This is a genomic window from Sporosarcina sp. So3-204 (assembly GCF_058068165.1).
This window is the reverse complement of sequence record NZ_CM176485.1, coordinates 923,545-936,354: the sequence shown is the minus strand read 5'-3', so window position 1 is coordinate 936,354 and position 12,810 is coordinate 923,545. Positions and strand designations below refer to the sequence as shown.

General features: G+C 38.0%; 11 protein-coding genes. All 11 read right to left on the bottom strand.

Annotation, left to right across the window (positions count from 1 at the left end):
• Positions 1-3: 3 nt before the first annotated feature.
• Positions 4-735, bottom strand: coding sequence for a DUF881 domain-containing protein (locus AC3RV6_RS04465; protein ID WP_489748257.1), 732 nt, complete (start codon positions 733-735; stop codon positions 4-6).
• A complete protein-coding gene (locus tag AC3RV6_RS04460; protein WP_489748256.1) occupies positions 707-1,495 on the bottom strand; it encodes a cell division protein FtsQ/DivIB in 789 nt (262 codons plus the stop codon). The genes AC3RV6_RS04465 and AC3RV6_RS04460 overlap by 29 nt, the downstream gene beginning before the upstream one ends.
• Positions 1,496-1,512: 17 nt before the next feature.
• Positions 1,513-2,604: a putative lipid II flippase FtsW gene (gene ftsW / locus AC3RV6_RS04455; RefSeq protein WP_489748255.1), complete on the bottom strand. Its 1,092-nt coding sequence runs from the start codon at positions 2,602-2,604 to the stop codon at positions 1,513-1,515.
• 18 nt (positions 2,605-2,622) lie between these two features.
• The gene (gene murD / locus AC3RV6_RS04450) at positions 2,623-3,978 is read right to left on the bottom strand and encodes a UDP-N-acetylmuramoyl-L-alanine--D-glutamate ligase (RefSeq protein ID WP_489748254.1); all 1,356 of its coding nucleotides are present in this window, start codon (positions 3,976-3,978) and stop codon (positions 2,623-2,625) included.
• Positions 3,979-4,956 (bottom strand): phospho-N-acetylmuramoyl-pentapeptide-transferase, encoded by a 978-nt coding sequence (gene mraY, locus AC3RV6_RS04445; RefSeq protein ID WP_489748253.1) that lies wholly within the window; start codon positions 4,954-4,956, stop codon positions 3,979-3,981.
• A gap of 58 nt (positions 4,957-5,014) precedes the next feature.
• Positions 5,015-6,928 carry a peptidoglycan D,D-transpeptidase FtsI family protein gene (locus AC3RV6_RS04440; protein WP_489748252.1) on the bottom strand — a complete coding sequence of 638 codons (1,914 nt, stop codon included), beginning with the start codon at positions 6,926-6,928 and terminating at the stop codon, positions 5,015-5,017.
• A gap of 58 nt (positions 6,929-6,986) precedes the next feature.
• Positions 6,987-9,155, bottom strand: coding sequence for a penicillin-binding protein (locus AC3RV6_RS04435; RefSeq protein ID WP_489748251.1), 2,169 nt, complete (start codon positions 9,153-9,155; stop codon positions 6,987-6,989).
• Positions 9,156-9,190: 35 nt separating this feature from the next.
• Entirely contained in the window at positions 9,191-9,562 is a 372-nt protein-coding gene (gene ftsL / locus AC3RV6_RS04430) for a cell division protein FtsL (protein WP_489748250.1), read from the bottom strand.
• Between the two features lie 15 nt (positions 9,563-9,577).
• Positions 9,578-10,510: a 16S rRNA (cytosine(1402)-N(4))-methyltransferase RsmH gene (gene rsmH, locus AC3RV6_RS04425; protein WP_489748249.1), complete on the bottom strand. Its 933-nt coding sequence runs from the start codon at positions 10,508-10,510 to the stop codon at positions 9,578-9,580.
• Positions 10,511-10,543: 33 nt separating this feature from the next.
• Positions 10,544-10,975, bottom strand: a complete 432-nt coding sequence (gene mraZ / locus AC3RV6_RS04420; RefSeq protein WP_489748248.1) for a division/cell wall cluster transcriptional repressor MraZ — start codon at positions 10,973-10,975, stop codon at positions 10,544-10,546.
• A gap of 186 nt (positions 10,976-11,161) precedes the next feature.
• The gene (bshC, locus tag AC3RV6_RS04415; protein WP_489748247.1) at positions 11,162-12,778 is read right to left on the bottom strand and encodes a bacillithiol biosynthesis cysteine-adding enzyme BshC; all 1,617 of its coding nucleotides are present in this window, start codon (positions 12,776-12,778) and stop codon (positions 11,162-11,164) included.
• Positions 12,779-12,810: the final 32 nt, after the last annotated feature.

Here is a 12,810-nt window from a genome sequence, read left to right as displayed (position 1 = left end):
TGTTTAACTCTCTTCTCCAAGAGCTGCTAATCGCAGATCTTTAATTTGTTCAGTTGTAACAATAATATTATCATGTGTTAATCCGTCAATTACGCCACCTTTTAAATACATGGCAGCCATTAGTACGTCTGAATCTCCAATTGCCTCTATAACAAATGGTTCTGGAAATGTACGGCCATCTACAGTAATTACTGGACCTGTACATTGTATATAAGAATTGGCTGTTATCCGTTGACCGTTTATAGCTAATCCTTGAGCACCTGAAATTCTAAGTTCATTCACCACTCGAAAAATATGACTTTCATGAACAATGTATTCATTGGGATTCTGTACGACCGGGTCATATTCGGCATCTTTAAGGGTCACTTTTACGCCGGAACCAACGGCTGGAACTACACCAAGCAGCAAGCGAAGATTTTTAGCTTCTTCTACTAAATCAGCATAATCATCTTCACCGCTCGAAAAGGAACGTTCGTATTCACGAATACCTTCCTGCTTGGTGCCGATTTCATCGGAAAGCTCCTTATTGCGTTCTTTTTGATCAATCAATTCTTCACGATACTTTTCTTCGTTTGCGAAAACAGAAGAATGTATATTATCATCCTCATTATTTTTCCCAAGGGTTTTATAAGAAAATGCAAGCATAAATCCAAGAACGATAAAGACAATTGAAAAAAGAATACTTTTCCCTTTTTTCCTGTACTCATCACTCATCTTCTCCGACAATTTCAACATCCTCCTCATTAGGATTATATAGTTTACTAAAAGGTGTAAAAAAAGTACCAACTTCCATATCAATTATACCCTTTTCAAATCCTTGCAACTGCGCTGTGATTTCTGGATAAAAGTCCATTTTCTCAGCAAATGTTGACACGATCGCCCGCACTTCAAATCCGTCATCCATAAACACTGTTATATTATCAGGGTTCTTTTTTGTACCCTTCCAAATAATTTCAGAAATCAGTGGATATACATCCTTGTCCATTTTCTTAAGTTGGGCAGTCAGCTGCTTTCTATCCTCGACATTTGTGAAACCGTTTAAAATCGGTACTTCTTTATCAAGTATTAGTTCCTCTGCAAAAAATATCTCCCCGTTAGCTAATAACAAACTATATTGTCCCCGTTCTTCAATATAAGCCACCGATTTCCACTCTTTAATATCAATTAATACATCTTGCATCCATTTCCTATTTACTTTGACACTCTGGACTCCTTCAACCTTTTGAACTGCTTCGCTAATGTCATTCGTAGAAAATCCCCATAAAGAGGTATCGGCATTTAAACCACTTTCTTCTATATAAAACTGGTCATCGTGAAGCGAAGAACCTTCAACAATCACTTTATTAATTTGACTAAGCGGTGACTGAAAATACAAGATTAAGAGGAGAGCAATTACAAAGACTGCTAGGATAAAAATAAACTTCCGATTGGTCTTACGTCGCCTGCGTTCGCGCATCGCCGGAACTCGTTCTTCAATATCGATAACTTTCTTCATATTGCTCCTCCTTTCAACTATGTTGACCTTCTAGTCATAAAGTGCATAATTACACCCGCTGCCATCCAGGTCGTCAGTAATGACGAACCCCCATAACTTATGAACGGTAAAGTTACACCAGTTACAGGTAACAATCCAGATACAACACCTATATTTAGAAATGTTTGAAAGATAATCATCGATCCCATACCCGAAACCATTAGAAACTGAGCACGCCCTTCGGTTCTTATCGCTATTCCAAATGTCGCGATGAGCAATATTGCGAATAAGCTAATTACAATGGCAGCCCCCATAAAACCCGTCTCTTCTGCAATAATTGAGAAGATAAAATCATTTTGTGGTTCTGGTAAATATAAATATTTCTGACGGCTATTCCCATACCCGTGTCCAAATAATCCACCAGGTGCAATAGCAAATAATGATTGAATACTTTGGAAGCCAGTACCTAAGGGATCGTTCCAAGGATCAATATACGACTTTATTCGGTCTAATCTATACGGGGCAACTGCGATGAGTCCTATAAATGCAGCAAGAGCCGCAGCCCCGATTAACGTGAAAAAGCGCATTGAATAACCTGCTAAAAACAACACAACAAATGCTGCGAACATTAAAATAACAGTTGATCCTAAATCCGGTTGCAACATAATTAATCCAGATGGTAAGAGAATCAATCCTAGATGCTTTAAATTAAAGATTCTTTTCTTTGTTTTAGCTGTACTGAGAACGAATGCTAAATAACCTATTAAGGCAACTTTAGCAAATTCAGCTGGTTGAAGACTTAATGGTCCAAATACAATCCAACTTTGTGATCCGTTTCTAACAGCACCTATACCAGGGATTTTTACCGCAATTAATGCAAGAATAGAGAATATATAAATATATTTCCACATCTTAGGACTCGATGTTAGTCGGCTTTTCATAATGATAAAAGCAGCACCAATTGATATTGCCATGTAAACGGCTTGTTTAACAATAAAAGGGGAGGAATCCGCATAACGTACTGCTCCCCAGTAAGAACCAGCCGAATGAACAAACGCTATACCAATGCAAGATAGCGCAATTGCCGAAACGATAAAAGCGACATTCAATTTCCTTTCCAGTGGACGCATCCTTCCGTAATTTTATACTTACGATTGGAGCGACAATACAGAACTGATGAACGCATCGCCTCTCACTTCAAAACTTTCATACTGATCCCAACTTGCACATGCAGGAGATAATAGAACAATATCTCCTTTTTCTGATAGTGAGTGTGCAAGTGCTACAGCATCTTCCATCGTCTTGGCGTGAACAACTTTTTTTACGCCGGATGATAAAGCAAATTCTCCAACCTTCGTCTGTGTTTCACCAAGTGTAATTACCGCCTTCACATTGCTCATGAATGGTCTTAACTCTTCAAAAGAATGTCCTCTATCCAGACCGCCAGCTAAAAGTATTATCGGAGCATCGAATGCGGCAAGCGCACTTTTCGTTGCACGTGTATTTGTAGCTTTCGAATCATTATAAAACTTTTTACCACCTAATTCTTTTACAAACTGCATTCGATGACGAACACCAGTAAAGGAACTCAAAACATTTTCTATGGTTTCTTTGTCGCATCCTAAAAGAATCGCTGCAGCGGTTGCTGATAAAATGTTTTCAAGATTATGTTGTCCTGGTAGTTTAATAACGGATCGATTTGCAAAAGGTTCGCCGTTCCAATAAATTTTATCTTCATCCGCCGATATTCCAACTTTTTTCATGCCATTTATTGAGAAAGGAACTCTTATAGCACGCGAATTAGATGCAATTGCAAGGATTTCTTCCTGATCGGCATTATAAATAAAAAAGTCATCTTCCAACTGTTTATTCGTGATCTCTGACTTTGCTTTCATATACTCTTCAGATGATCCATGATAATCTAAGTGGGAATCATATAAATTCGTTAGTATTGCAATCTTGGGACGAAATGTTTCAACACCCATAAGCTGAAATGATGAGGCTTCCAGAACAATCACATCATCAACCGTCGCTACCTCGGCAACGGTGCAAGCGACTGTCCCTATATTACCTGCAATTAGTGGGTTTTTACCTCCAATACTAAGCATATGGTATAGCAATGTCGTCGTTGTCGTTTTACCATTAGAACCTGTAATTCCAATAATTGGTGCTTCACTTATTCTATAGGTAAGTTCAATTTCCGTCCAAACGGGGATTCCTTTTTCAAGAGCTCGTTTCACAACAATATTGCTATAGGGAATACCAGGATTTTTAACTACAAGTGTGAAGCCCTCCTCCAAGATTTCTGTTGGATGACTACCGCATACTACGCGAATACCCTCTGAACGAAGTTTCACAACCAGTTCATTTCCCGCTTCAGGAGCCCCATCATTAACCGTTACATCAGCTCCAAAAGAATGAAGCAATTTCGCAGCAGCATAGCCACTTTTAGCAAGGCCTAGAACAAGAATTTTTTTACCATTGAACTGTTCAACGTTTTTCACTTACATCACCTCCACTAGTACAGGAATTATCGCTGCTAGAAATGCGATTCCCCAGAAAACTAATACGACTTTCCATTCTGACCAACCAGATAATTCAAAATGATGATGAATGGGACTCATTTTGAAAACACGTTTCCCTGTCAACTTAAAACTAATTACTTGAATAATGACAGACAAAGTTTCAACAACATAAACAAATCCAATGAACAATAACAGGACTTCTTGCTTAATTAATACTGAAATCATCGCAAGTGCCCCACCAAGCGCTAATGACCCTGTATCTCCCATGAAAGTTTTAGCAGGTTTCATATTGAACAACAGAAATCCGAGCATGGAACCTGTGACGATAAAAGCGAACATCGCAATATCTAACTGTCCATACCTTAATGCAAAAATACCGAAAGTACAAAAAGCAATCGATGAAGTTCCTGCAACCAAACCATCTAACCCGTCAGTTATATTTACTGCATTTGAAAAACCGACAAGCCAAAAAATCAAGAATGCGACATAGAAAATACCTAGGTCAAACTGTATATCTATAAAAGGAATTGAAATTGTTGTATCAAATGGTCCCATCTTTAATAGGAAAAACGCTGCAATCGCAACAATGATTTGTCCGATTAACTTTTGTAGAGACGTTAACCCTAAATTCCTTTTTAGAACGACGATGATAAAATCATCTAAAAATCCGATAATACCAAAACCGACAAAAACTAATAGAAGTACAATTGTTTGCGTCGTTAAAACACCATCGCCATTAATAATGGACAGTAAAAATGTAGAAATAATAATTGAAACAATAAAAATTAGTCCACCCATTGTCGGTGTACCTGCTTTTTTCTGGTGCGTTTTTGGGCCTTCCTCTCGTATGCTTTGCCCAAACTTCATTCTTTTTAGAATTGGTAGGATAATGAATCCCGACATTATCGAAATAATGAATGAGATTGCAATTGCCATCAATGTGCTAATAAGTGTCATAGCTTTTTCTCCCTCTATCTTCTGAAGCGATCCTTTGCCTCAGACTTTGCTTTGTTTATTATTCTGAATATACATGGATTACGTCCTCAATTGTAATTAACGTATCAATCGCTGGAAGCTGATGCTTTACTATATCCCCATCGCCATGCCATTCGACTTGATAAGTAAATAATTGATTGCGTATTTGGTCCTTAGTCATGCCAGTAAGATCAGGCACTCGATGTGTAAGGGGGTCACCCCACCTATACTCTTTTTCGATTTGACCTTCCCTACTTTCAATTCCAACAAGTGGGGCAACTTCTTCAATTATGCGTCCTACAATTGGGGCTGCAATAACGCCACCGAACTGGACTGAGTTTTTAGGACTGTCAATCGCTACGTAAACGAGTAGTTCTGGATCGTCTGCGGGAGCAAATCCAATAAATGAAACAATATAATCTCCATCTTTGTACTTACCGTCTACTACTTTTTGCGCTGTACCGGTTTTCCCACCTACTCGAAGGCCATCGGTGAAAGCATTACGTCCTGAACCGTTTGCAACAACCGACTCTAATGCTTCCCTAACCTGACTTGAAGCCTCTTCACTGATAACTTGCTTTTTTAGTTCCGGTTTAAACGAACGAAGTTTATTCCCCTGATCATCTATAATATTTTTGACGATATAAGGTTTATAAAGTTTCCCGCCATTTATTGCAGCGGCAACTGCCTGCACCTGTTGTATTGGTGTAACTGAAATCCCTTGCCCAAAAGCAGTTGTAGCTTGTTCAACAGGTCCAAATTTCTCTTCTGAGAAAAGAATCCCTTTCGACTCCCCAGCAATACCCGATTCCGTTGACTGTCCAAAACCAAAATCATGAATATATTTATTTAATTTCTTAGCGCCTAATCGCTGCCCGATTTCAACGAAACCTGGGTTACAGGAGTTTTCAACGACATTTAAAAATGTTTGTTGCTTATGCCCTTCCCTTTTCCAACAACGTAGCCTAGCGTTAGCTACCATTACGTAGCCTGGGTCATAGAATTGATCCTTATGTAGATCAATTACTTGTTCTTCTAGACCCGCAGCGAGTGTCAGAATCTTAAATGTCGAGCCAGGTTCAAATGTCATCCAAACCGGTAAGTTCCGATTATAAATACTTTGATCGACGTCTTGATAGTTCTCAGGATCAAATGTAGGAACGGAAGCAAGTGATAGCAGTTCCCCCGTTTTAGGATTCATAACCACCGCAAGTGCTTGTGTCGCATCATATTTTTCCATCGCTTGGAGTAATTCACGTTCAACAACTTTTTGCACATCAATATCAATAGTTAATTCAACAGACGCTCCCTTATTACCGGTTTTAAAACCATCATCGACGTGTGGAAGCGGTACACCCTTTGCATCTGTAAAGAGACGTATTTTGTCCCCTGTTCCCTGCAAAAATTCATCATAAGCATATTCTATACCAGCTAAACCTTGACCATCATATCCCGTAAAGCCTAGCAATCTCGAAAGTAATTCTTTATTCGGATATTCTCTAACATAGTCAACACCTGTGTAGAGTCCTTCTATTTGTAATTTTGATATTTCATCCGCTTGTTCTTTTGTAATATTTTTTCCTTCAGGCGCAATCTTAATCATATACGTTTTTTTAGATAACTTATCTTCTAGTGCAGAAGCATCCGTCTTTAATATACCCGCCAGTACACTTGCAACACTTTTTACTTCTTTATTTTGTGCAGGCATAAAGTATAAAGTCGGTGCCAGTCTACTTCCAGCAATAAGTCCTCCATTTCTATCGACGATTGATCCTCGCATGCCGCCAAATGGTATTTCGATATCCCAATTTTCTTCAGCACGATCTGTTAATAATTCATGTTTAATTATTTGCACGTGAAATAGCTTGAACAATAACATACCAAGAAAAATGAGAAAGATGATAAATACTATACGCAGCCTCTTTTTAGACTGTAACTCTATAATTGTTTTCAACGCAGACACACCTCACATTTTTATACTAACTTATGAGGTAATGTCTCTTCCTATTACTCTAGCCGCCTACAATCATTTCTTCCACTTCGGCTTCATCTGGTTTATAAATCTCTGATGGCTGCTGTAATTGAATAACAATCGGCTCATCAACTGTAGGCACCGTACCTACTGAAAGACTTTGACTAGTTACATAACCGTCACCGTTAATACGTATGTCTAGCCCCGATAACATTTTAAATGAAAGTATTGTTTTTTTCGACCACCCGGTAAAGTCTGGAAGTGAGGTTTCTCCAACTGTTTTTAATATTACCACTGAACCTTCACTTAGCTTTGCACCTTTTTCTGGATTCTGTACAGATATTTTTCCACCATTTCCAATAATAACCCCTTTGTATCCTTGTTGCTTAAGTTCCTCAATGGCTTTTTCAGCCTCCATATTTGTGTAGTCACCTAAAGTTTTCGCTTCAATTATTTCTTCTCCAATTGGAACGATATTCAAGTATTTCAAACTACTTTCCATTACAGGTTTAAATATTTTGGCAACTGGCTCTGAACCGTATTCTCCCGCTTTTAATTTCGGTTGTTGCACAAGTATATATACAATCAACTGCGGGTCTTCAACCGGCGCCATTGCCATAAAGGAGTACAAATAATTGCCATCTCCAGCGTAATACTGGCCATTAGATTTTGGTATTTGGGCCGTACCTGTTTTTCCTGCAATCGTATAGCCATCAAGGGCAAAGTTTCTAGCTGTTCCAAACTCAGAAGTAACAGTTGAAGCAAGTACTTCTTTCACTTTTAAAGCTGTTTCTTTTGAAATAGGCTGACCTTTTTCTACAGGTCCTTCATGTTCTACTACTTTATTATTATTTGGATTTGTAATTTTATCAATTACATATGGTTTCATCATTTTGCCTTCGTTGGCAATTGCAGTTGTTGCTTGTATCATTTGCATTGGTGTTACTGTAGAACCTTGACCATATGCTGTCGTTAAGCGTTCTATTGGATTTTTATCCAATAGAACGCCCGCTGCTTCGTTCGGCAAATTTATTCCTGTTTTTTGACCAAATCCGAATTCCTTAATTTTCTTAAGAAATGCTTCATCACCCATTCGTTCACGTAAGTATGCAATGGACACGTTTGAAGAACGCTGGAAACCTTCAAGGAATGTTATCGTTCCCCAACCATTCCTGTTTACATCTCGAATGGTTCGATCATGAAGTGTATATTGACCTGATTTATAATAAGCATTTGGTTCCCATTTCTTTTCTTCGATTGCTGTGGCAAGCGTGAACATTTTCATTGTTGAACCGGGTTCAATTGTATTTTCAAGCGCTTCATTCAACCAGTTCGCAGTTAACCCTTCTCGGGTCCCCGGATGAAAAGCAGGTCGTTGACTCATAGCCAAAATTGCGCCTGTTTTTGGATCTGCTACTACCGCTAGCATCTTTTTAGGTGAATACTCTTTTTCAACTTCTTTCATCGAATCTTCAACAAAGTTTTGAATGGTTTTATCAATTGTTAATTGAATATCATAGCCATCTTGAGCAGGTGTAATTGCTTGTTCAGTTTTAGGAAGCAACCATCCAAATTTATCTGCTTGGAAATTAACTTTACCGTCAGTCCCGGTCAGTTCCTTATTGAACGTTTTTTCAAGTCCCATCTTACCTTCAGTAGAGACCGTACCATCATCGTGGTCGACACGCGATGCAAATCCTACTAAATACGACGCAAATACACCATTCGGATATAATCTCTTTTTATCTTCTATGAACAGAATTCCAGGCAGCTTCATATCTTCAATCTTTTTAGCAACTTCATGGTTAATATCTCGGCCTGCCTTGCCAAACTCTACTTGTTTTTTTTGGTTATCCTTTATTTGTTGTTCACTTCTCGTTAACCGTTCAAGTATTTCCGCCTTATCAAGCGGTAGATACTGTTCGAGTATTTCAGCAGTTTTTTCTGGATCATCCACATGTCTAGTCTTCTTTGCATCACTTAAACTATCATCCAATACGGCAACTAGCTTGTAACTTAAAGTATCAGATGCTATTAAATCGCCATTCCGATCAACAATAGTACCGCGATCTGCCGTAAGTATCGATTGGCGCGCATATTTAGCTTCAGCAAGCGAAGAAAGTACTTCCCCCTCAACCTCGCCTGTTACTTGAATGAAGAGTATTCGTCCAAATAAAAGTAAAAAGAGCCCTCCAAAGATAAAAAACATTAGAAAGGCTCCCCATTGGAATCGAAATCTTCTCTTCATCGCCCAGGAACTACCTTCACGTTTTTATCGTTAAGGTTTAAGCCTAGCGCCTTTGCTTTTTCCCATACCTTTTCATATGTGGAATTTTCGCGCACTTGGATGGACAATTCAGTATTTTGTTTTTTTGTATCGTTAATCTTGTTACTAATCGTTTGCACTTCTCTATTCATATCGTTTAACTGGCTTTCCGTATGTAAGATCGTAGATGAGAAGAGCACGAGGATTGCTGTAAATAGCACGATTAGAGTCTTTTCCCCGAACGATAAGTATTTACGGGTACGTAAAGTTTTGGTTTTTTGTTTTGGAAGTTCATGCATTTCTTGTTCTTGCACTTGTGTTGATACCATTTTCCTCTGTTCTAATGCCATTTTTCAACTTCCCCCTTAGCTTTTTTCGGCGATTCTTAATTTAGCAGATCTCGCTCTTTTATTTTCTAATACTTCTATTTCAGTTGGAATAATAGGTTTCTTATTTATTAAATTTAAAATAGGCTTCATTCCTTCAGGGATAACCGGCAAATTTCTGGGTAATTCTGGGTATGAAGAAGCTTCTTTAAAGATTGCTTTGCATAATTTATCTTCTAGTGAATGGAATGTAATTACGCTAATTCGGCCTAGCGGATTTAATAGTGTAATTGCATCCGTTAGTGACTCCTCGGCTGCACCTAGCTCATCATTAACAGCGATTCGCACTGCTTGAAATACTCTTCTTGCAGGATGACCGCCCGTTCTTCTTGTCGCGGCTGGAATACCACTTTTTATAAGTTCTGCAAGTTCTGCTGTCGTTTCAATTGGCGACTCTTCTCTTGCTCTTTCAATTTTACGTGCAATACCTTTTGAGAATTTCTCTTCCCCGTAACGAAAGAAGATTCTTACTAAATCTTCATACTTCCACTTGTTTATTACTTCGTAAGCAGTTAATGATGCTTCTGTATCCATTCGCATATCCAATGGAGCGTCATGATTGTAACTAAATCCGCGTTCTGGTGTATCCAATTGTGGGGATGAAACGCCAAGGTCATAAAGTATGCCATCTACAGACGCGATACCGATTTTATGAAGCTCTTCCTTTATATATCTAAAATTAGCATGAATAAACGTTATTTGCGGTAGATATTCTTTCAATCGCTCTTTCGCTACCTCAATTGCCTGGGCGTCTTGGTCAAAACAAATCAATCTGCCATTCCCCGAAAGTTGTTGTGCGATTTCTTTACTATGTCCAGCCCCACCAAGCGTACAATCAACATAGACACCGTCTTCTTTTATATTTAACCCGTTGACAGCCTCGTGCAAGAGCACTGTTGTATGATTGAACAAATGAATCAGCCTTCTTTCATTAATAAACACTTTTTAAAAATCAAAATCGATAATATTTTCTGCTATATCATTAAAAGACTGCTCGGATTCATCGTAATAATCGTCCCAAAGCGTTTTAGACCAAATCTCTATACGACCTGAAACTCCGATAACAACACAATCTTTTTCAACCTTCGCGTACTGTAGTAGAGATGTAGGGATATTAATACGACCTTGCTTGTCTAGTTCAACTTCAGTGGCACCGGAAAAGAAAAACCTTGTAAACGCACGTGCGTCTTTCTTCGTCACTGGTAGTGCTTTAAGTTTTTCTTCGAGTACTTTCCATTCATTCATAGGGTAACCGAAGAGACAGTTGTCCAAACCACGTGTCAACACAAATCCGTCGCCAAGATACTCTCTAAATTTAGAAGGAACGATAAGACGACCTTTTGCATCAACAGTGTGCTGATATTCTCCCATGAACATACTCTTCACCCCACTATATAAAGTAAATGTACCACATCCCCCCACATTCCTCCACCATAAATAAAATTACTACTTAATTTCACTTAAAATGTGCCTTTAGTACTTAGATATTTATAACTAATAACAAAATAAAAAAACATCCACACAAGCACTGTAAATGCCTGTGTGGATGCTATTTTTTCAAGTTTAAAGATAGATTATCTTATGTGTACCATCGATTTCTAAAGGTAATTCCAGCATATCCTTTATTAACGTCGGTCCATAACTATTCAAATACTTATAAGGCGTATAAATTCTTTCCTGGAAAGTTCCCTCTGGATATAACTCAATTTCAATTCCACTAAAATTACGAATAGCCACCTCATGTTTCAAGCGTAATGCCTCATTGTCTTTTTCTTTCAAGTAGTCAAACTGCTCTCTATGGAAAGCAAGATTCTTTTGCAACACAGATTGCATCATTTTCTCATTTTCTTCAACAAAAAGTCCGATTTTTTCATACTCTACAATTAAAGTTTTTTCCGCTTCACTGACAGCAGAAAGAAATTTTTCATTACGCAATCCTTCTATAAACGCTTTTTTTGAAACAGCTACTTTTCCCGACATTACGTCATCAACAGAAAAAGACAATTTATTCAATGATTTAGCCGTACGTCTAGATACAAGTGTTAAAGACATTCTCGGAACAATAATCGGCATTTTCATATCTAATATATGAAATGCTTCTTTCAACAGACTCCAATACGCAATTTCTCCGGGCCCACCAACGAATGCAAGTACCGGAAATACTAGATCTTGCATAAGTGGTCTAGATGCAACGTTATTACTCAAAAGGGAGGGATTGTTTTTAGCAATATACAATAGCTCCTCTTCAGTAAAGCGTAATCCAGCGTTATCATTTACAAAATTATCATTTCTTCTAGTCAGTAAAACTCGTCCAGTTTCATGTATATAAAATAAATTCGCCGCATTATCTTGTGCTTCAATCGGACGACCAAACCCTTCATTATCAAACAGAGTTTCTTTCCGAACAATAACTTCAGCAATTGATGACGAATTATTTATAAGTTTACAGAAATAATCACTTTCAAGTTCTCTTAATGGTTTATAAGCAGAATCAATAAATAGCAATCCTTCTTCCGCAAAAAGTCCGTTCATCAGTCTGACGAAAAAACCAGTGAAAGTTTTCTCCTTAACAACTGTACCCAGTACATCTTCCAAAAGCTCTTTAGTATAAGCTGTTTCACCGTATTTGATGAATACGTCTTTAACGAACTCCGCAAGCTCCTCTTGGTTATACACAGCATCCGAAGCCATTAATTTTAGTACAAACTTTTCTCGAATTTGTTCCTTTGTTAGTTTCCCAGCAGTTTCAGTATAAACATGATTAATTTCATTTAAATCATGATCTTCACCTGCTATCCAAAAAACAGGCACAACTGGTATATCAAGTGCTTCACGCTGTTTTTTGGCAAGTAATATAACAGTAATGGCTTTATGCACTGAATACATTGGACCTGTTAATATTCCGGCTTGTTGTCCACCAATTACAGTAACTGCATCACTTCTAAGCTCTTCAATATGGCTTGCAGCTTTATCAGAAATCCCAAATGGCTCCATAAATGATTGAATCGTCTTAGCCAATTCTTCCCGTTTAAATGTACGCTCATTAAGTTCCGCTATTCTTTTTGGAAATGAAAGTTCACTATTTTTATAATCAAAATAAGTATGTACAAAATCATTATTATTATTGTAGGATTGCATTAGTTTGTTTTGTTCAGGCAAAGCCTTAAGTTCCAATTCCATTTCCCATGCTCCTTTTTACTTTTCTCAATGAA